The following is a 20,323-nucleotide window of genomic DNA, read 5'->3' on the forward strand; positions in this document are numbered from 1 at the left end:
CGAGGATCGTTCTTCTCTCGCAGGCGCCGCACGGGCGCCTCGGACACCGGACCGGAGGTCGGCGTGACTCGGTGGGAGCCGCTGCTCGAGCAGCTGGTCGACGGGCGCTACACGCAGCTCGTCGCCCGGGCGATGCTCCTGTGCTCGTCGCGCACGGACGCGGAGGACCTGGTGCAGGACGCGCTGCTCTCCACGTTCTCCGGCCGTGCGCGGTTCGCGTCGGTGGCAGAGGCGGAGCAGTACGTGCGGCGCGCCATCGTCTCCCGGTTCATCGACGGCACCCGCAAGCGCGGCCGCGAGCGGGCCCTGGCCGAGCAGGTCGGCCAGGTGCCGCTCGGGGCGATCCCGTCGTCGGGCGGTGTCGCGGACCGGCTGGAGGCGGCGCTCGCGCAGCTCAGCCCACGCCAGCGCGCGTGTGTCGTCCTGCGCTACCTCGACGACGCCCCCGTCCGGGACACCGCCGCGCTGCTCGGGGTGAGCGACGGTGCCGTCAAGCGGTACACCGCCGACGGCCTCCGGACGCTGAACGCCCTGCTGGGGACGCAGGCCACGGTCGACGACCACACGGTGCAGGTCCTGACCTCGCAGAGGAGTGTGCACGGTGCGTGAACTGGCAGATCTCATGAACGACGCGCTCGCGGAACGCTCCGGTTCGTTGACCGACCTCCCCGTCGCGCAGGTCGGCGACCGGCTGCACCGCAAGGTCCGGTTCCGACGCGCCCGTCGGCACACGCTCGAGGCCGGCGGCGCGACGGCGGCCGTCGCCGTGCTGGGCACGACGACCTGGCTCGGCCTGAACGGCACCCGGGACGAGCCCGCGCCGGCGGTCAGCCCCACGGCCTCGTCGACACCGGTCCCGTCGCCCTCGCTCACGCCGACGCCGGCGCCGACGTCGACACCGACGCCCGTCGCCGACGACATCCTCGGCCTGCCGCCGACCTACGCCCTGCCGGCGGGCCTCCTCGAGCAGACGACACCCGGGTGGGTGCTCGGGATCTACCGCTCCGTCTCGACGGACTTCCTGGAGCTCGAACCGGGCCTCGACGGCGTCCCGAACGGCGCCGTCAACACCGTGGTCCTCGCGTCCCCGACGGGAGACCTCTACCGCGTCGTCGACCTGCCGGAGGACATGGGGGTCTCGTTGCTGCGCTGGGAGGCGGGGGCGACCACCGCAGTCGTGCGCATCGACTGGGACGGCGACCTGGGACAGGGGGTCGAGCCGCGCGCCGTCCTCGACCTCGTCACGGGCGAGCTGACGCCGACCGCGCTCGGGCTCGAAGGGTCCGACCTGTTTCCCAACGAGTACGTCGGTCAGGCGGCAGACGGAGTCGAGCTCTGGACCGAGGGCGCCAGCACCGACTCCATCGTCTCGGAGCTGTACCGGGTGCCGGGTGCCGGCAGTGCGCCGCAGTCCGTCGGTCTGGTCGGGTTCCGGTGGTTGCTCGACCCCACCGGTCGCTGGTTGGTCACCAACGTTCCCTCGGGGATCAGCGCCGCCGAGCCGTTCGCGCTGGTCGACGTGGTCGACGGCGGCCGCACCGAGGTCGACTACGGCGTCCCGGGTCAGTCGTGCGAGGTGGTCGGGTGGCTCGACCCCGGCGAGCTCCTGGCGTACTGCCTGGACGCCGGGGACCCCGGGTACGAGCCCGACGAGGTCCAGGACCCGGCCTCGCTGAACGCCGCGTACTACCGGGTCGAGGTCTCACCTGCGGGGTCCACCACCACGCTCCTGTCCCGGCCGGCGGCGGGAGAGCCTCGACCGTGGACGTGGGAGGGCGGCTGGGCCGGACCGGGGACGCTGGCCGTCGTCGGCACCCTCAGCGGTGTCAACGACCCCAGCAGCTGCGCGGCGGACGCGTACGTCTGGACGGGCACGAGCCTGCGGCCGACGGGCATCGATCCGGGCGAGACGATGTTCACGTTCCGGTCCGGTCAGCCGCTGCTCGTCGCGTCGCAGTCCGGCTGCACGGAGATGTCGACGCCCGTCGAGCTCCGCTCCTACGCCGCCGCCTCCGGGACGACGACGCTGCTGGCGCCCGCCCCGCCGCCGACCGCCGAGGTGCCCGAGTGGCTGAGCGGCCTCGAGTCGTGGGTGCCGGCCGGCTAGCGGCACGACGAAGGCGCGCACCCCGGTGGGATGCGCGCCTTCGGTCGTGCCGGATCAGCGCTCGTTGTTGATGGTCGCGCTGGTCCTGCGTTCCGCTACGGGCGAGTGCGCTGGCGCGCCCTCACCCTTCGCTGCACTCCGGATCAGCGCTCGTTGTTACTCCGGATCAGCGCTCGTTCTCGCCGCGGATGAAGGACTCCAGCTCGGCGCGGCCGAGGGTGTCCTCCATCTGGACCGGCGGGGACTTCATGAAGTACGTCGACGCCGACAGGATCGGGCCGCCGATGCCGCGGTCCTTGGCGATCTTCGCGGCGCGCAGGGCGTCGATGATGATGCCGGCGGAGTTGGGCGAGTCCCAGACCTCGAGCTTGTACTCGAGGTTCAGGGGCACCTCGCCGAACGCGCGACCCTCGAGGCGGACGTAGGCCCACTTGCGGTCGTCGAGCCAGGCGACGTAGTCCGACGGGCCGATGTGGACGTTGCGGTCCTCCTTCTTGCCGCCCAGGGGGCCGGTCAGGTTGGAGGTGACGGCCTGGGTCTTGGAGAGCTTCTTGGACTCCAGGCGCTCGCGCTCGAGCATGTTCTTGAAGTCCATGTTGCCGCCGACGTTCAGCTGGTACGTGCGGTCCAGCACGACGCCGCGGTCCTCGAAGAGCTTCGCGAGGACGCGGTGGGTGATGGTGGCGCCGACCTGCGACTTGATGTCGTCGCCGACGATCGGGACGCCGGCAGCCTCGAACTTCGCGGCCCAGACCGGGTCGGACGCGATGAAGACGGGGAGGGCGTTGACGAACGCGACGCCGGCGTCGATGGCGCACTGCGCGTAGTACTTCGCAGCGATCTCGGACCCGACGGGCAGGTAGCAGATGAGGACGTCGGCCTCGGCCTCGCGCAGGGCGGCGACGATGTCGACCGGCTCGGCGTCGGACTCGGTGATCGTCTCGCGGTAGTACTTGCCGAGACCGTCGTTGGTCACGCCACGCTGCACGGTCACGCCGAGCGGGGGCACGTCGGCGATCTTGATGGTGTTGTTCTCCGAGGCACCGATGGCCTCGGACAGGTCGAAGCCGACCTTCTTCGCGTCGACGTCGAACGCTGCGACGAACTCGATGTCGCGGACGTGGTAGTCGCCGAACTGCACGTGCATCAGACCGGGCACGGTGCTGCTCGGGTCGGCGTCGGCGTAGTAGTGCACGCCCTGGACGAGCGACGCGGCGCAGTTGCCGACGCCGACGATGGCGACGCGGATGGAGGTCATCCTCGCTCCTTCTCGGTGGTTCGCGCGGGGGCGACGTCGTCGTCCTCCGCGGGTGTGTCAGCAGCGGTCGGACGACCGGTGCCTGCAGGACGGGTGCGACGAAGGCCGCGCTCGTTGTCGATCAGTCCGTCGAGCCAGCGGACCTCACGCTCGACCTGTTCGAGGCCGTGCCGCTGGAGCTCGAGGGTGTACTCGTCCATGCGCTCGCGGGTGCGGGCGAAGGACTGGCGGATCGTCTCGAGACGCTCTGTCAGGCGCGTGCGCCGACCCTCGAGGATCCGAAGCCTGGTCTCGGCGTCGGTCTGCCCGAAGAAGGCGAACCGGACGTCGAAGTTCTCGTCCTCCCAGGTGGCCGGCCCGGACGACGCGAGCACCTGCTGGAGGTGCTCCTTGCCGTCGGCGGTCAGCTGGTAGACGATGCGTGCTCGCTTGGAGGCCACGGCCTGCGGTGCCACCAGCGACTCGGTGCCCTGGATCCAGTTGCGCTCGACCAGCGACTTCAGGCACGGGTAGAGCGAGCCGTAGGAGAGTGCGCGGAACGAGCCGAGCACGAGGTTGAGGCGCTTGCGCAGCTCGTACCCATGCATCGGGGACTCGTGGAGCAACCCGAGGATGGCCGGCTCGAGCACGTCGGAACGACCGCGCACAGGGGCACCTCCTCAGGGTGTTGGGCTTCTCGATGTATCAACTCGATACATCCGGAGAGTATGTCGAATACGACGAACCAAGCAAGTCGGTGACCTGGGACACACGGCGTGTGTGCGTCGAGGCGTGGCTGCGTCGGCGGTTCGCGCGCGCCGTGCCGATCGTGTGAAGGCTCGCCGGATCCAGGCTCGGGCACACCGCGCGCGCTCAGCGAGGTCCCCCATACTGGCTTCCGCGGCTGACGCCTGCCCGAAACCGGGTGCGACGGCCGGACCAGTCGTCGGACGGAAGGCAGAGCGTTGGCACGCACGAATCGGAGGGCACCCGCCCGGGGCAAGCGCACCGCGCCCCGCGGCACGGCAGCCTCGTCGGGCAGCAGCGCCCCCAAGCGACGCTTCTTCGACTACCCGCGGTCCGGCTACGAGGGCCTGCACCGCTGGCTGCCGTCCTGGCGGTTCTCCGTCGGCACGATCCTCGCGGTCGGCTTCCTCGGCGCCGGCGCGATGGTCGCGGCGTACGCGAGCACGACGATCCCGGACCCGGCGGACGACACCCGGGCGCAGACGACGACGGTCTACTACGCCAACAACGCCGACGGCTCCCAGGGCTCGGTGATGGGCACGTTCGCGGCGCAGAAGCGGACGCTCGTCGAGTACGCCACGCTCCCCGAGTACGTGGGCCAGGCGGTGGCCGCCGCCGAGGACAAGACGTTCTTCACCAACAGCAGCGGCATCTCGATCACCGGCATGGGCCGCGCGCTGATCAACAACCTGCGCGGCGGGCCCACGCAGGGTGGGTCGACCCTCACGCAGCAGTACGTCGAGCGGTACTACGTCGCCGAGACGACGACCGACTACGTCGGCAAGTTCCGGGAGACCCTCCTGGCGATGAAGATCGCCCGGGAGGAGACCAAGCCGGAGATCATGGAGCGGTACCTGAACACGATCTACTTCGGTCGTGACTCGTACGGCATCCAGGCCGCGTCGCAGTCCTACTTCGCCAAGGACGCCAAGGACCTGACGGTCGCGGAGGCCGCCCTCCTGGCCGGCATCATCCCGTCGCCCAACAACTGGGACCCGGCCAAGGCCCCCGACAAGGCCGAGGCGCGCTGGAACATCGTGCTCGACTCCATGGAGGAGGAGGGCTGGCTGACCGCCGCCGACCGCGCGACGCTGACCTTCCCGCCGACCGTCGAGTACAAGCGGCAGGACTCGATGGGCGGACCCGTCGGCTTCCTGCTCGAGATGGTGCGCGACGAGCTCAAGCTCGAGCCGTTGGCGCTCACCGACGACGAGATCTACCGCAAGGGGCTCTCGATAGTCACGACCATCCAGGAGCCGTTGCAGTCCGCCGCCGTGGCACATGTCGACGCGTTCCGCGCCGGCACGCTCCCCGAGCAGGACGGAGCCGTGCCCGACCCGATCACCCGCATCTCCCTGAGCTCGGTGGACCCGAGGGACGGCGCGATCGTCGCCCTGTACGGCGGCGCCGACTTCCTGACGGACCAGACGAACACCGTCACGTTCGACAACGTACAGCCCGGCTCGACGTTCAAGCCGTTCACCCTCATCGCCGGCCTCGAGCAGGGGGTGAGCCTCGACACTCGGTTCGACGGGAAGACACCGCAGACGTTCGGTGACTGGAAGGTCAACAACTTCCCGGGCGGCAAGTTCGGCAGCATCGACCTCGTCGAGGCGACCGCGCAGTCGGTGAACACGGTGTACGCCCAGCTGAACCTGCAGGTCAGTCCTGAGAAGACGGCCGAGGTGGCGGCGCGCGCGGGTGTCCCCGAACCCGTGGACACCAACCGGTCCAACGTGCTGGGCACGGAGTCCCTCCAGCCCATCGACATGGTGGGTGCCTACGCCACGATCGCCTCGGGCGGTATCCGCGTCGACCCGTACATCGTCCGCACCGTGATCAACTCCGACGACTCGGTCGCGTTCCAGCACAAGGACCCCACGGAGCGTGTCTTCGCCCCGGACGTCATCGCCGACGCCACGTTCGCGATGACACAGGTGGTGGAGGAGGGGTCGGGCAAGCAGTGGATCAAGCCGCTCGACCGCCCGATCGCCGGCAAGACAGGCACTACGCAGGAGAACAAGGCCGCCTGGTTCATCGGCTTCACACCCAACATCGTCACCGAGGTCTCGTTCAGCCAGCTCGGTGAGGGGAACGCCCAGGTGACGATCTCGCCGATCGGTAGGACCGAGAACATCACCGGCGGCAGCTGGCCCGCATTCCTGTGGCAGTCGTACATGAAGGACGTCTTCGCGCAGCCCCAGTACGCGCCCGTGCTCGACTTCCCGGCCCGTGCGAACGTCGGCGGCAAGCCGACGCCGAGCGCCACCGTGCCGACGGAGACGGTCGCGCCCACGGAGGAGCCCACGCAGGAGGCGCCGACGGAGGTCGCCGTCCCGGGTGGCCTCGAGGGCAAGCTCGAGGGTGATGCGACCGCGGCGGTCGTCAACGCCGGGTTGTCCGCCAGCGTGGTCGTGGAACCGTCCGACACCGTGACGTCCGGTCGTGTCATCCGGGTGGAGCCGAGGAGCGGCACCCTGCTCCCGGCCGGAGGATCGGTGACGCTCGTCGTCTCCAGCGGACCGAAGCCGGTCCCGACCCAGGAGCCGGAGCCGACGCCCGCACCGACGCCCACGCCCACCCCCTGATCCATCGCGAGGGGCGGACATCCGCCCCTCGCGAGCTTCCAGGTCCGTCCCTGTCCACAGCCGATTTCGGCGGTGGCTCCAGGCCGGGTAGCCTAGGAGATTGCTGTGCCCTCGTCGGCTCGTCGTCATGGACGGATCGGCGGGGCCAGCGACGCACACACCCTCCTGCCACGGATCGACCGTGGCCGCGAAGACCAGAGGAGGTGGGTATGAGCCTGCGTCAGTACGAACTCATGATCATCCTTGACCCCGAGATCGAAGAGCGCACCGTTGCTCCGTCGCTCGACAAGTACCTGACGGTCATCAAGACCGACGGTGGCACTGTCGACAAGGTCGACATCTGGGGTCGTCGTCGGCTTGCCTACGACATCCAGAAGAAGTCCGAGGGCATCTACGCCGTCATCGACTTCCACGCGACGCCCGCGACCGCCAAGGAGCTCGACCGTCAGCTCGGCCTCAACGAGGTCGTCCTGCGGACCAAGGTCCTGCGCGCCGACGCCTGATCTCTGTGGGTGGCCGCACCTAGTGTGCGGTCCCATACCTTCCGACTGATCGAACGAACGAGGAGCTGGGCATGAGCGGTGAGACCGTCATCACGGTGATCGGGAACCTGACCGGGGATCCCGAGCTGCGCTTCACCCCTTCGGGGGCCGCTGTCGCGAACTTCACCGTCGCGTCCACCCCCCGTACGTTCGACCGCCAGAGCAACGAGTGGAAGGACGGCGACACGCTGTTCCTCCGCTGCTCGATCTGGCGGGAGGCGGCCGAGTCGGTCGCCGAGTCGCTCACCAAGGGCACCCGCGTCATCGTGACCGGCCGGCTCGTGCAGCGCTCGTATGAGACCCGTGAGGGCGAGAAGCGCACCGTGTACGAGCTCCAGGTCGACGAGGTCGGCCCGTCCCTGCGCTACGCCACGGCCAAGGTCACCCGGACCCAGCGTTCGGGTGGCGGCGGCGGTGGCTTCGGCGGCGGGGGCGGCGGCGGCTTCAACAACGGTGGCGGTGGCGGCGGATTCGGTGGCTCCGGCGGCGGTGGCGGCAACCAGCAGGACGACCCGTGGGCGACGCCCGCAGGTGGTGCTGGCGGTGCCGGCTACTCCGACGAGCCTCCGTTCTGATCGGCGCCTGACACTCAGACACTCCCCATCCCTGGGCACGGCAACGCCCAGGGCTCCAGCAGACAAGGAGCACCACGATGGCCAAGGCCGTGGTCCGCAAGCCGAAGAAGAAGCAGAACCCGCTCAAGGCGGCGAAGATCGATGTCGTCGACTACAAGGACACTGCGCTGCTGCGCAAGTTCATCTCCGACCGCGGGAAGATCCGCGCTCGCCGGGTGACCGGTGTGTCCGTCCAGGAGCAGCGCGCGATCGCGCGTGCCGTCAAGAACGCCCGCGAGATGGCTCTCCTGCCGTACTCGTCGTCGGCGCGCTGAGAAAGGGGACCATCATGGCGAAGATCATCCTGACCCACGAGGTCACCGGTCTCGGTGAGCCCGGCGACGTGGTCGAGGTGAAGGACGGGTACGCCCGGAACTTCCTCGTCCCGCGCAACCTGGCGACGCCCTGGACCAAGGGCGCCGAGAAGGACGTCACCGCGATCCGCAAGGCCCGCAAGGCCCGTGAGATCGCGACGCTCGACGACGCCAAGGCGATCCGCGACTCGCTGCAGAGCAAGCCGGTCGTCGTGTCGGCCAAGGCCGGCGAGTCGGGCCGTCTGTTCGGTGCCGTCACGACCGCCGAGATCGCCGACGCGGTCAAGAAGTCCGGCGCGCCGCAGATCGACAAGCGGAAGGTCGAGATCGGTCAGCCGATCAAGGCCCTCGGCGAGTACCAGGTGTCGGTCCGTCTGCACGCAGGCGTGTCCGCGACGGTGACCGTCAAGGTCGTCGCAGCCTGACCTGAGCAGTCCTGGAGCGCCCCGATCCCCTGGTGGGACCGGGGCGCTCCTGCGTCCAGGACCGCCACGTCCGAGCATCTGGTCGCCCGGACGACCACGTGCTCGGACGTCCCCCACGCAGTCCCGTTGCGTCCGAGGAAGCGGCTGGCCCGACGCTCACTTCCTCGGACGTCCCACCGGGGCGTCCGCACATTCGGTCGTCGGGACGCTCGAAGGTGCGGACGTTCGGGGTGGCCGTCAGGCGCCCGTGACCATCCATGACGTGCCGCGGGCACGCCAGCCCGTCGTGACCGCGCGGGAGAGCATGAACACGCCCGCGAACGCCGCCCACAGCCACGCCAGGCCTGCGGCGCCCGGTGGGGCGGCCCCCCGGACCGCCAGCGCGAACGGCACGTAGACCACGAGCGTGGCCATGCCCGCCCACGCGAGGAAGCGGCCGTCGCCGGCGCCGATGAGGACGCCGTCGAGCACGAACACCCAGCCGGCCATCGGCATGGTCACAGCGGCGACGACGAGCGCGGCGACGGCGGCTGCTCGGACGTCGTCGGCCGTCGTGAAGAGCGGGACGTAGACCCACGAGAGCCCGCCCACGACGAGGCCGAGAGCGGCACCGGCGCCGACTCCCCACTGGAGGGTGCGTCGCAGGATCGCGCGGACGCGTGGCACGTCGGCGGCACCCAGGGCGTGGCCGACGAGCGCCTGCGCGGCGATGGCGAGGGCGTCGAGCGCGAACGCGGCGAGCCCCCAGACGGCGGCGACGACCTGGTGCCCGGCGAGCTCCACCGCGCCGAGCCCGGTGGCGACCCACACGGTCAGCAGGATGGCGAGCCGCAGGGACAGCGTGCGGACGAACAGCGGGGTGCCGGCGCGCGCGTTGGCCCAGATGCCCCCGGCAGCCGGACGGAGCTGCGCACCCGAGCCCCGGGCGCCGCGGACGACGACGACGGTGAGCGCGACGGCCATGGCCAGCTGGGTCACGGCGGTGCCGAGCCCGGAGCCGGCGATCCCCATCCCGACGCCGTAGACGAGCACCACGTTGAGCACGGCGTTGACGACGGCACCGGCTGCGGCGACGACCAGGGGCGTGCGGGTGTCCAGCAGCCCGCGCAGGGCGCCGGTCGACGCGAGGACGAGGAGCATGCCGGGCAGGCCCGGTGCCGACCAGCGAAGGTAGGTCACGGCTTGCTGGGCGACCTCGTCGGACGCCCCGAGGGCCTCGATCAGCCACGGGGCGCTCAGCCAGGTGGCTGCAGCCAGCACGATGCCGAGCCCGAGCGCGAGCCACATCCCGTCGACCCCGACCTGGAGCGCACCCACGCGGTCGCCGGATCCGAGGCGCCGGGCGACGGCCGCCGTCGTCGCGTAGGCCAGGAAGACGCACAGCCCGATGACCGTCATCAGGACGGTCGAGGCGAGCGCCAGACCGGCCAGCGGGGCGGTGCCGAGGTGGCCCACAACGGCGGAGTCGACGAGCACGAAGAGCGGCTCGGCGACCAGGGCGCCGAGCGCCGGGACGGCGAGGGCCAGTATCTGGCGGTCGATGCCGGGGGGTCGATGTCCGACAGATGAAATCGTGGCCAACCTTTCTCGAATCCACAGCACGTGCACAGCGTTCCTGCGGGTGACGAGCGGATCTGAAGCGATATCCATTCGTCTGTCCACACCCCTGTCCACGGACTGTGGACAGAATCGGACGTGATCCACAGCCTCGCTCACAGTAGGTGAGGGCTCGCTCCACAGAAGTCTGCACGTTGCCCACAGGGGCGCGGAGGGGCGTTTGGAGGACGGGCTCGGACCCCCTAACGTCGCGAGTGCGACGACCCGGTGACCGTCCTCCGGGCAGTGTGGGTGCCCCCATGGAGCATGTGTTCGAACGATGACGATGGGGATGGCATGACGATCGAGGAGCTCGAGTACGGCGCGCCGTCGGGCACCAACCGCGGTGGCGGCGGCTACGACCGCACCCCGCCGCAGGACCTCGACGCCGAGCGCAGCGTCCTCGGCGGCATGATGATCTCCAAGGACGCCATCGCCGACGTCGTCGAGCAGATCCGCGGCACCGACTTCTACCGCCCGGCGCACGAGGTCGTGTACGACGCGATCATCGACCTCTACGGCCGCGGTGAGCCCGCCGACGCCATCACCGTCGCCGACGAGCTGACCAAGCGCGGCGAGATCCAGCGCATCGGCGGCGCCCCCTACCTCCACACCCTCATCTCGTCTGTCCCCACCGCCGCGAACGCCGGCTACTACGCGCGGATCGTGCGCGAGCGGTCCGTCCTGCGCAAGCTCGTCGAGGCCGGCACCCGCATCGTGCAGCTCGGCTACGGCACCGACGGTGGCGACGTCGACGAGATCGTGAACAACGCGCAGGCCGAGGTCTACGCCGTCACCGAGCGGCGGTCGTCGGAGGACTACCTGATCCTCGGTGACATCATCGGCGGTGCGGTCGACGAGATCGAGGCCGCCGGCCACCGCGGCGAGGGCATGATCGGCGTGCCGACGGGCTTCTCGGACCTGGACCGGCTGACCAACGGGCTGCACCCGGGCCAGATGATCGTGCTCGCCGCCCGACCCGCCATCGGCAAGGCTCTCGCCCTCGACACCCCGCTGCCCACGCCGACGGGCTGGACGACGATGCGCGACGTCCAGGTCGGCGACCAGCTCCTGGCGGCCGACGGCACGCCGACCCGCGTCGTTGCCGCCACCGATGTGCTCGTCGGTCGGCCGACCTACCGCGTGACCTTCGACGACGGCAGCCAGATCGTTGCGGACGCCCTGCACCAGTGGGCCACCAGCACTCGCGCTGAGCGGCGTCGGAACGCGGGCCTCTCCGCGATCCGCACGACCGAGGAGATCCACGCCAGTGTCCGGTGCGCGACCGCCGACGGCCGCGCCAACCACTCCGTCGCCACGGCCGCCGCCCTGCGTCTGCCCACGGCGGACCTCCCGATCGACCCGTACGCACTCGGCGTGTGGCTCGGCGACGGCCACTCGGCCTCGGCGCGCTTCACCAGCGCAGACCCCGAGATCGCGATGCTGATCGAGGGGCGTGGCCTCGTCGCACGCGCCTCTGCGTCAGGTTCTGGTCCCGCGCGGTTGTACTCCATCCAGCTTCCGGTCGACCTGATCGCCGAGCGCTGCTGCGAGGTTTGCGGGACCTCCTTCGTGCCGAAGCGCTCGAACGTGCGCACCTGCGGACGGTCCTGCGGCGGCCAGGTGAAGACGCTCACCGGTCCGGTTCCCGTGCCGACGTGCCCGGACTGCGGTAACGAGACGACCGGGCTCCTGCGGTGTCAGCCGTGCCATGACGCGAACGGAACCGTCCACGGCCGGCTCCGCACGCTCGGTGTCCTGGGGAACAAGCACATCCCGTCGACCTATCTGCGTGCTAGCGAGCAGCAGCGGCGAGACCTGCTCGCGGGGCTGCTCGACACGGACGGCACGGTCAATCCGACAGGCTCGCCGCAGATCGCACTCACGAGCCGGCGGTTGGCCGAGGACGTGCGCGAGCTCGTGCACTCGCTCGGGTACCGGACCGGGTGGTCGACCAAGCGCGTCGCCGGTCGGACCGAGGCATCGTCCGTCGCCTACACCTTGACATTCACGACCGACGATGAGGTGTTCGGCCTCGAGCGCAAGCGGCTGGTGCACAAGGAGCGTCGTCGCCCGTCGACCGCGCGTCTGACCCAACGGTTCATCGTGTCCGTCGAGCCGATCGAGAGCGTGCCGGTCCGGTGCGTGGAGATCGCGCACGCGACGCACCTGTACCTGGCCGGGCAGTCGATGATCCCGACCCACAACTCGACCATGGGCATCGACATCGCCCGGTCGGCATCGATCAAGCACAACATGACGTCCGTCGTCTTCTCGCTCGAGATGAGCCGCAACGAGATCACCATGCGTCTGCTGTCGGCCGAGGCGCGTGTGCACCTGCAGAAGCTCCGCAACGGCCAGATGGGCGAGGACGACTGGGCCAAGATCGCCGCGACCATGGGCAAGATCTCCGAGGCGCCGCTGTTCATCGACGACTCGCCGAACATGTCGCTGATGGAGATCCGCGCCAAGTGCCGCCGGCTCAAGCAGAAGCACGACCTCAAGCTCGTCGTCATCGACTACCTGCAGCTGATGTCCTCCGGCAAGCGCGTCGAGTCGCGCCAGCAGGAGGTCTCCGAGTTCTCCCGTGCGCTCAAGCTGCTGGCCAAGGAGCTCGAGGTCCCCGTCATCGCCATCTCCCAGCTGAACCGTGGCGCCGAGCAGCGCACCGACAAGCGGCCCCAGATGAGCGACCTTCGTGAATCAGGGTCGATCGAGCAGGACGCCGACATCGTGATCCTGCTGCACCGCGAGGACGCCTACGAGAAGGAATCGCCCCGCGCCGGGGAGGCCGACGTGATCGTGGCAAAGCACCGAAACGGCCCCACGGACACGCTCGTGGTGGCGTTCCAGGGGCACTACTCGCGTTTTGTGGACATGCAGGCCTGACCTGCTGCAATCGAGTCTCACGTGCCTGAATCTCGGCCGATGATCTGAACCCATCTGAAAGCTGAGGAGGCAGGCACCGCGGATCTGAATCTCGTAACCGATATCGTGTGCGGCTTCCACCTGAGTGTTGTGGATCCCGCCCCGTGGGTAGGCAGTCCGTTGACATCGGCTAAGGGGGAGCAGTGGACGTTGCGGAGTTTGAGGACGCGCTCTATGAGCAGATCCGGCCGCGTGCCACTGGTGGACCCAACGCACTGCCCTACCTGTTCGCCGGGAGCGGGTTGTCGCTCCGTTATCTTGGCCTGCCGACGTGGGATGCGCTGCTAGAGCGGTTCGCGCTTGAGGCGGGTCTGAACTACTTCGAGCTCTTGTCGCGCGCTGACGGTGACCGCCCCGCGGTGGCGTCCCAGATCGCCGATGCGTTCCATAGCGTCTGGTTCAACGCACCCCAGTACGAGGCGCAGCGTGGTCACGTCGGTGTGACGTCTTCCCACGAGCTGCCATTGAAGATCGCCATCTCGCAGTTCCTCCGGGAGCGATCGGTCCTTGCGGCCGGCGTACCGGGCGTTGACGACCCGGCGCTCGCTGAGGAAATCGTCCTAGCCGGTCGCGCGGTGCTCGACGGCGTCATCACCACGAACTACGACCCGCTCATCTCGTCGATCTTCAAGCCGCTACCGGTGTTCGTCGGCCAGGACGAGCTCATTCTGAGCGATGCGCAGTTCGTGTCCGAGGTGTACCTCATCCACGGGTCGGTCGACGACCCCGAGTCACTCGTCCTCACGTCTTCCGACTACTCCAAAATCACGAAACAGAGCCCGTACCTCGTCGCCAAGCTGCTGACGATCTTCGTGGAGCATCCCGTCGTGTTCATGGGCTACAGCATTGCCGACACCTATATCCAGGACATCCTTCGAAAGGTGGCTGAAGCCGTCACGCCCGGACGGCTGGCCCAGTTGGCCGGGCGGCTCGTATTTGTGGAATGGAGTCACGACTCCGCGGCGGAACCGACGATCGTTCGACGTGACATCGCGCTCGACTCCGGTGGGTTCCTCACCGTTACGCAGGTTGTCACACCCTCGTTCGCCCCGGTTTTTCGTGCCCTCTCGCGTCTCGAGCGTCCGTTCCCGCGCCAGCTGCTCCGCCAGCTCTCGGCGCAGGTGTACGACCTCTTCAGCGACCCCAGCGTCACCAAGACACCGGTTTCGGTCGTCCCGATCGACTCGCCGAATGCCGAAGGCCTGAGCGTCGTTTTCGGCGTTGGGCAGTTTCGCCCGAGCGATGGGCGAACGATTAGCCTGATCGGCCTTCGGACCGTGCCACGCGAGCACCTCGCCAGAGACGTGCTGGCCATGTCGAAGTCTGAGTACGCAGACGACGACTGGCTCAGGTCTGGCCTGCCTTCGATGAACCAGCAGTGGTCTACGGCGTACATGCCCGTCTATAAGTACCTACGCGGCGCGGGGCGGATCGAGGGCGGAGAGGTCAACTTCGACAGTCTCGGCCCAGAGATCAAGGAGATCGCCGACCGTGTGGACGGCGTAGCCGCCGTGGATTCGAATCGTCGTCGGTTCGAAAAGGGCGGGTACGCCGGCATGTCCCCCGTGGAGATCGTGAAGGGCCGGGATGCTGAGTACTTCAAGCTTGAGTGCCTGATGCTCGTGGACGTCGCGCGGTTCGGTGCCGAGTCACTTCGAGAAGCCCTCATGTTTATGCTGATTGAGTTCGAACGCCGCGGGGAGCGACTCAGCACGAGTTTCTGGCGCGCGCTGTGCTGGTATGACCGAGTCGCTTTCGGTCCGGACGTGGACCTCGCTCCGGTCGAATAGCAGGCCGAAGGGCGGAACGAGGGTGGTGTTCCGCTTTCAAGCGGCGTTCACGGCTTCGAGCAGTTGAGGTGCCGTCCGAGGGTGCGCTTCTGTTCGGCAGGGTTCGATCGCTACCCACAACCGACAGTTAGCCCCTGGGGGCAAGAAGAAGTTCCCGACGGCCGCCTTCGGCGCACCAAGCGTGTACGAGGCCCAGTCGATCGCGGGGTGCCTTGGTTCCGTCGTTGCGGATCGGGATGACGAAGTAGCCGGCTGCAGACAGCTCGAGAGCCGCACCGAGAATCGCGTTCATGCGACCTCACCGGCCGCTACGGTGGCGAGACGCAAGCGCGCGAGCGCCCGACACAGGAGGTCCCGATGGGTGAGGATCCGGAGCTTGCCGCACTGCAGAGGCTGAGTGCTGCGGTTCTGCTGCAAGGGCGACTTGCCGAGGGTCTGAAGCCTGAACTGGGCCCCCGGGACCCCGGAAACCTCCTGGTCCTCGCCGACATTCTCGCCGCGCAGAGTGAGGCCCGGGCCGCGCATGCCGCGCTCGTGGACATGGGCGCGATCGAGTCCTGACGTGGAGGATCCGCAGTGGGCCGCCGTGTTCGTTGCTGGCGGTGCGTTACTCGTCTCGATCCTCGCGGCCTTGTTTACCGGGGTCTCGCTCGGGTACACGCGGGGGCAACGCGACGCGACCGTTCGGCAGGCTGACGCCGCCGAGGCACAGGTCGTCGTCATGCAGCGGCAGGTCGACCTCATGGAGCAAGGCGCCGGCGGAGCCTCGGTGTCGCAGGTGCCGTACGTGCCACCGTGGTCGGTGATTCACAGCGCGAACCGCAACGGCCTGCGGCTGATCAACGGCGGCGACGAGACGGCGCACGAGGTCGAGGTGACGTTCAACCCGTCACCACCGGAGAACAACGCCTCGGCAATGGCGTGGGACAAGATCGAACCACACGCCAGCGTCGAGTTCGTCGTCATGCGGTCGTTCGCCTGGGTACCCGACACCGTCAACGTGCGGTGGCGGCGGGTGCCGGGCGGCGAGGACTTGTACTGGACGACTCCGCCACCGCTGTGACGCTTGCGGGTCGGGCTCGCGCGGCGCGACCGCGGGGACGGGTGAAATCCTCGAGGCGTAGCGCTGGACGCGTGTCTCGAACCACGGAGAACGACTTGGCTACCGTGACGGCACACCACGAGGCCGGTCCCGCAGTGGCCGCTGTGCTGCTCTCCCCGTCGACCGGTCACGTCGAGATTGTGAGCGCGTCCGGGACCTGGATCGACGACGGCACCGGTAGGCGCGGCGGGTAGAGCGTGCATAGACGCACGTCTCCGGACTCTCCGTCGCTGTCTCGCCGAGCAGAGGCTGGTAGGACAGTCAGTGCGGGAGGCCGTTGAGCGACCTCCGGGCCACGGAGAGGACGTTGCCGGACGGGAGCGGGGACGGGCCAAAAAATAAACCCGCCCCCAGAGGGGACGGGCGGTATGGAGCAAGTATGGGGGAAGCGAGCCCGCGATTCAAACTCTTGACCGTGTTGCGAGTTTGATCCGTCTCACACCCACTACCACGGCTGCGGCTTGCTCACCGCGCCGATCGTCGTCGGCAGCTGGCACGCGTACAAGTCGGTGGCCTTGAGTTGAAACCACCAGTGCGAGCCGGCGCCCGAGTTCGGATCCCCGTTGAGCCGCCCTGCCGGAAAACCTCTCTGTGGGTTCACCAGGCCAACGGGAACGATGCCACGAGCGTGAGCGATCGGGAACTCGAGGTCGGAGTCGTTGCTGATGACGACGGCGGCATCGATGGCACCCGTGAGAACGTCGATCAGGAGGTGCGAGGCGACGTTGACGTCCGAACCCTTCTCCTCACGACGCGCGACCGAGACCATGAAGACGGCGTCCGAGACGCGCGCTCCGGTGGAGTCCTTCACCATGACCGGCCAGTTCGGGTGAGTGATGACAGGACGGGACTTCGCGTCCTTCGTTGCGAGGGGCGCAGTTGTCACCCGCGTGACGTACACGCCCATGGCGATCTCATCCGCGGATCGTGTTGCCTTCAGCGCCCGCAGGTAGGCGTCCTGCTCGCGCTGCCCGACAGGGTTGTCGGCGCCACTGATGCGCGCCGTGCAGTACACAACTCTCGTCACGGTCGCACCGGTCCACCCGGAGTTGGCCGCAACGATGCGGTCTGCGAGCGCGCGAACGTCGAGCCACCGCCAGCCGGCCGTCCCCTGACCGCACAGTCCCTTGGCCCCGTAGTACAGATTGAACCCGTCGACGTACACACCTACGCGCATGCCGTGCACCGTATCGGCTGGCGCGGCTTGAGGGATGTCACTCCGTATGTGGTCTGAGCCAGACGGGCTCGTCGTCGGTGGGGATCGGCTGGCTAGTCGATGGCGGTGCCCGGCGACCTGACAGGCGCGATCGGCAAGTACTTCGAATGGATGCGCCCGGCAAATATGCGCCATATGATTCCTGAGCGATGCTCCGGGTGCTATGGTTTGGACATGGAGGCCACGCGGAGCGAACCTGACGGGCTCGGAGCGAGCGCCGATCGGCGCTCCCTCGTCCTCGTGCGGGAAGCGAAGGGCTGGACCCAGCGTGACCTCGCCGGACAGGCGCAGGTGAACCAGTCCACGATCTCCAAGGCGGAGAACGGGCTCACAGAGCTCAAGGGCCAGACCTTGCAGGCGGTGGCCGACGCGCTCGAGTGCCCCGTGGCCCTACTCACGAATCCGGCGCCGCGCTCGGCTCTTGACGTCTCGTGCCTGCACCACCGCCGACGGGCCTCGCGGTTGACCGCGACGGCGAAGAACAAGATCGGTGCGGTCGCCCACCTGTCGCGCCTCTCCGTCGAGAACCTGCTGGCTGGCTACTACGACATGCCCGTCCTGGTCCCGCGAGTGGCCGAGCTCGACCCGCCCGACCCGGTGACGATGGCCGCTCAGGTGCGCGATCGGCTCGGTGTGGCCCCCGGTCCGGTGCCGAACCTGGTTGCCTCCCTGGAGGCCGCAGGTGTCGTCGTGTTCGAGCGTCCCCTCGGATCGACCGCGCAGGACGCCGTGTCGTCCTGGCCGCACGGTCCCGGCCAGCTCCCGTTGCTCATCGTGAACAGCGGGCTGAGCGGTGACCGGCAGCGGTTCACCATCGCGCACGAGCTGGGCCACGTCGTCATGCACCGTCTGCCTGGCGAGGACCAGGAGGCGCAGGCCGACCTGTTCGCCGCGTCGCTCCTGGCCCCGCCCGAGGAGATCCGTCCCGCTCTGACGGTGCTGACGACGGCGCAGTTCCGCCGCCTCATCGAGCTCAAGCCGGTGTGGGGCATGTCCGTGGCGGCCCTGGTGCGTCGCGCCTACGACCTGGACGAGATCTCCGACAGGCAGTACCGCGAGTTCCAGTTGCGCCTCACGAACCTCGGCTGGAAGACGTCCGAGCCAGTCGACATCCCTGCCGAGCACCCGACCACGCTGCGTGCCGTCCTCGAGCGCCGCCTGGCAGCCGGCGAGAGCGTCGCGGACATGGCGCGGACCGCCCTTATGACAGAACACAGCTTCCGGCGCTACTTCCCGATCCCCTCGCGCCCAGGCGCGCTGACCGCACAGAACGGTGGCTGAGATGGCGGAGGTCGCGACGTCGGGGAACCCGGGCCCGCTGAGTGCGGTGCACCCGGCGAGGCTGGTCCCGCCCCGCGAGTTGTACGCCGGTCGCCCGGCGCTGGCCGTGCAGATGGCCGCCAACTCGAACGAGATCGTGGCCGCCGCCAGCATCTGCAACGGCTCCGGCCTCGGCGCGGTCATCACGATGCCACCTGGTCGCGCGCACCGCCACGAGAGCGTCAGCGCAGCACTCACGGCGTTCGGGTCCGTGACCGGCGACGTGAGCGACGTGCTCGTCGACGCCAACCGGTACGCCGGCAAGAACCGGACCGTCGGTGCGGGTCCTCTCGACGTCACGTGGGTCGACGCCCAGCTCGACAAGGGTCAGCGGTTCGCGCTCACCGACTCGCCGTACATCCCGGACGGCGACTTCGCCGCCCTGGACAGCACGCTCAAGCAGGGCCGGGACATGCGTCGCCCCGTGATCGTCAACCTGCCGATCAGCCACCTGTGGCTCAGGAACAGGTCGACAGAGCTGCGCGAGGCGATCAACCGCGCCGGCGTGCCGGTCGCGCTCACGGTCGAGCACCGCGGCGACCCGATGGGCGGGCAGGGCGTTGTTCGGGGACTCGTGCACGCGCTCGGTGCCGAGCAGCCGGTGTTCCTGCTGCGGTGCGACGCGTCCGCGATAGTGGCGATCCCGTACGGCGCCGCGGGCGGCGCGATCGGCACGTCTACGAGACTGCGGCACCTGTACCCGCTGCCCGCACCGGGCTCGAAGAGTGGTGGCCGACCCTCGCGTGTGGCGGTGTGGGTGCCGCGGTTGCTCGCGTACATGTCCCTCGAGACCGTGGCGGACCTCGTGCAGTACCCGGACGTCGACCAGCACTTCGTGTGCGACTGCACGCAGTGCCTTGGGCTCGGACTCGACCGGATCACGAACGAGGCGCAGGCGTACGAGCACTCCCTGCGCGCCCTGACCGACTTCGCGACGCTCCGGCTCGGCTCGCAGCGGTCGCCCGAACTGCAGCGGAAGGCGTTCTACGCCGCAGGCGAGTCGGCGCAGTTCCTGCACTTCGACATCGAGTCCTCGACCGGCGTGCGGCTGGAGCCGCCGAGCTTCCTCGGGGCGTGGAAGCGGGCTTACGAGCAGCTGAACAGCTGAGCGGTTCGCAACGCGACGTCGAAGATCTGCTCCTCACGGAGCTTACGCTGAAAGTGGACATGCCCCTCAGGGGGTCGCCACGGCGCCGCGGTCACGAGCACCTCGACCGATTGCTCGCGAGCTGCCACCACGTTGTACCCGTAGTAGTCGCACCGCATGAGTTCAACCGCGTCCAGCGACTCCGGACTTGGGACGAGCGCCGCTACGGGTGCGGTCGTGCGCAACCGTGCCAGGGCGGTGCGCAGCCGACGCGGTGAACCCAGGACTAGGAAGCCCTCGATGTCCAGCGCTCGCAGGGGTGCGGTCGAGTAGCAAGCATCAGACGCGGCTAACCACCACGTCCGATCGACGATCGGTCCGAGGCCGCTGGCGACCCGCGTGTGCCATGCGGTCTTGTGAATCGAGACCACCGGGATCACGTGGGTGTCGGCGAGCCAAACGGCGGGAAGCGCGCTGCCGCGCCAGCCGAGCATCCGTACGGCGTCTGACGTGGCGTCTTCCAGCTCGGCGCGAGACCACGGGCGAACGGGCGCGGTGGCGGGACGGAGCCTCTCGCGCCCTGTGCTGGCGTCGACCAGTGCGTCACGCACCGTACGTTCGACGGTGAGCGTCATCGTGCGGCGCGGGCGGTCGGCGTTCCCATGGTCGGCACGGTACCTGCAGCCGTGTACGCGCACGCGTCGAGGGAG

General features: G+C 69.0%; 18 protein-coding genes. 13 read left to right on the forward strand and 5 right to left on the reverse strand.

Annotation, left to right across the window (positions count from 1 at the left end):
* Positions 1-63: 63 nt before the first annotated feature.
* Positions 64-609 (forward strand): RNA polymerase sigma factor, encoded by a 546-nt coding sequence (locus ASF78_RS07825; RefSeq protein WP_056586453.1) that lies wholly within the window; start codon positions 64-66, stop codon positions 607-609.
* Positions 602-2,107 (forward strand): hypothetical protein, encoded by a 1,506-nt coding sequence (locus tag ASF78_RS07830; protein ID WP_156374064.1) that lies wholly within the window; start codon positions 602-604, stop codon positions 2,105-2,107. Before ASF78_RS07825 ends, ASF78_RS07830 begins: the two co-directional genes overlap by 8 nt.
* A gap of 166 nt (positions 2,108-2,273) precedes the next feature.
* On the opposite strand, the gene ASF78_RS07835 is transcribed toward ASF78_RS07830, so the two are convergent.
* Positions 2,274-3,365 carry an inositol-3-phosphate synthase gene (locus tag ASF78_RS07835; RefSeq protein ID WP_056586459.1) on the reverse strand — a complete coding sequence of 364 codons (1,092 nt, stop codon included), beginning with the start codon at positions 3,363-3,365 and terminating at the stop codon, positions 2,274-2,276.
* On the reverse strand, positions 3,362-4,012 hold the full coding sequence (locus tag ASF78_RS07840; RefSeq protein WP_056586462.1) for a PadR family transcriptional regulator: 651 nt from the start codon (positions 4,010-4,012) through the stop codon (positions 3,362-3,364). Before ASF78_RS07840 ends, ASF78_RS07835 begins: the two co-directional genes overlap by 4 nt.
* Before the next feature lie 297 nt (positions 4,013-4,309).
* Here ASF78_RS07840 and ASF78_RS07845 point away from each other — a divergent pair, with 297 nt between their 5' ends.
* The 5 genes from ASF78_RS07845 (at position 4,310) to rplI (ending at position 8,574) form a co-directional block, all read left to right on the forward strand.
* Positions 4,310-6,679: a transglycosylase domain-containing protein gene (locus tag ASF78_RS07845; protein ID WP_056586465.1), complete on the forward strand. Its 2,370-nt coding sequence runs from the start codon at positions 4,310-4,312 to the stop codon at positions 6,677-6,679.
* A 209-nt stretch (positions 6,680-6,888) separates the two neighbouring features.
* Complete coding sequence (rpsF, locus tag ASF78_RS07850; RefSeq protein ID WP_055915972.1) at positions 6,889-7,182, forward strand: 30S ribosomal protein S6; 294 nt, start codon at positions 6,889-6,891, stop codon at positions 7,180-7,182.
* A gap of 71 nt (positions 7,183-7,253) precedes the next feature.
* Positions 7,254-7,796, forward strand: coding sequence for a single-stranded DNA-binding protein (locus ASF78_RS07855; protein ID WP_055915969.1), 543 nt, complete (start codon positions 7,254-7,256; stop codon positions 7,794-7,796).
* Positions 7,797-7,873: 77 nt separating this feature from the next.
* Entirely contained in the window at positions 7,874-8,110 is a 237-nt protein-coding gene (gene rpsR, locus ASF78_RS07860; RefSeq protein WP_028051084.1) for a 30S ribosomal protein S18, read from the forward strand.
* 14 nt (positions 8,111-8,124) lie between these two features.
* Complete coding sequence (gene rplI / locus ASF78_RS07865; RefSeq protein ID WP_055915966.1) at positions 8,125-8,574, forward strand: 50S ribosomal protein L9; 450 nt, start codon at positions 8,125-8,127, stop codon at positions 8,572-8,574.
* Between the two features lie 237 nt (positions 8,575-8,811).
* Here rplI and ASF78_RS07870 read toward each other — a convergent pair whose 3' ends face one another.
* Complete coding sequence (locus tag ASF78_RS07870; protein WP_056588351.1) at positions 8,812-10,173, reverse strand: MATE family efflux transporter; 1,362 nt, start codon at positions 10,171-10,173, stop codon at positions 8,812-8,814.
* 294 nt (positions 10,174-10,467) lie between these two features.
* Between ASF78_RS07870 and dnaB the strand changes: the two genes are divergently transcribed.
* The 4 genes from dnaB (at position 10,468) to ASF78_RS07890 (ending at position 15,951) form a co-directional block, all read left to right on the forward strand.
* Complete coding sequence (gene dnaB, locus ASF78_RS07875; RefSeq protein ID WP_056586468.1) at positions 10,468-13,059, forward strand: replicative DNA helicase; 2,592 nt, start codon at positions 10,468-10,470, stop codon at positions 13,057-13,059.
* A gap of 182 nt (positions 13,060-13,241) precedes the next feature.
* Positions 13,242-14,888 (forward strand): SIR2 family protein, encoded by a 1,647-nt coding sequence (locus ASF78_RS07880; RefSeq protein WP_056586471.1) that lies wholly within the window; start codon positions 13,242-13,244, stop codon positions 14,886-14,888.
* A gap of 357 nt (positions 14,889-15,245) precedes the next feature.
* Positions 15,246-15,449 (forward strand): hypothetical protein, encoded by a 204-nt coding sequence (locus tag ASF78_RS22315; RefSeq protein ID WP_156374065.1) that lies wholly within the window; start codon positions 15,246-15,248, stop codon positions 15,447-15,449.
* The gene (locus ASF78_RS07890; protein WP_156374066.1) at positions 15,412-15,951 is read left to right on the forward strand and encodes a hypothetical protein; all 540 of its coding nucleotides are present in this window, start codon (positions 15,412-15,414) and stop codon (positions 15,949-15,951) included. Before ASF78_RS22315 ends, ASF78_RS07890 begins: the two co-directional genes overlap by 38 nt.
* 484 nt (positions 15,952-16,435) lie before the next feature.
* Here the strand turns inward: ASF78_RS07890 and ASF78_RS07895 are convergent, their stop codons facing one another.
* Positions 16,436-17,167: an NYN domain-containing protein gene (locus ASF78_RS07895; protein WP_056588354.1), complete on the reverse strand. Its 732-nt coding sequence runs from the start codon at positions 17,165-17,167 to the stop codon at positions 16,436-16,438.
* A 105-nt stretch (positions 17,168-17,272) separates the two neighbouring features.
* Here ASF78_RS07895 and ASF78_RS07900 point away from each other — a divergent pair, with 105 nt between their 5' ends.
* Both ASF78_RS07900 and ASF78_RS07905 read left to right on the forward strand, forming a co-directional pair.
* A complete protein-coding gene (locus ASF78_RS07900; protein ID WP_162243340.1) occupies positions 17,273-18,487 on the forward strand; it encodes an ImmA/IrrE family metallo-endopeptidase in 1,215 nt (404 codons plus the stop codon).
* Between the two features lies 1 nt (position 18,488).
* Positions 18,489-19,634, forward strand: coding sequence for a hypothetical protein (locus ASF78_RS07905; protein ID WP_056586483.1), 1,146 nt, complete (start codon positions 18,489-18,491; stop codon positions 19,632-19,634).
* Here the strand turns inward: ASF78_RS07905 and ASF78_RS07910 are convergent.
* Positions 19,613-20,248 (reverse strand): hypothetical protein, encoded by a 636-nt coding sequence (locus tag ASF78_RS07910; RefSeq protein ID WP_056586485.1) that lies wholly within the window; start codon positions 20,246-20,248, stop codon positions 19,613-19,615. The genes ASF78_RS07905 and ASF78_RS07910 overlap by 22 nt on opposite strands.
* Positions 20,249-20,323: the final 75 nt, after the last annotated feature.

This window comes from Cellulomonas sp. Leaf334 (assembly GCF_001424195.1).
Classification (GTDB): Bacteria; Actinomycetota; Actinomycetes; order Actinomycetales; family Cellulomonadaceae; genus Cellulomonas.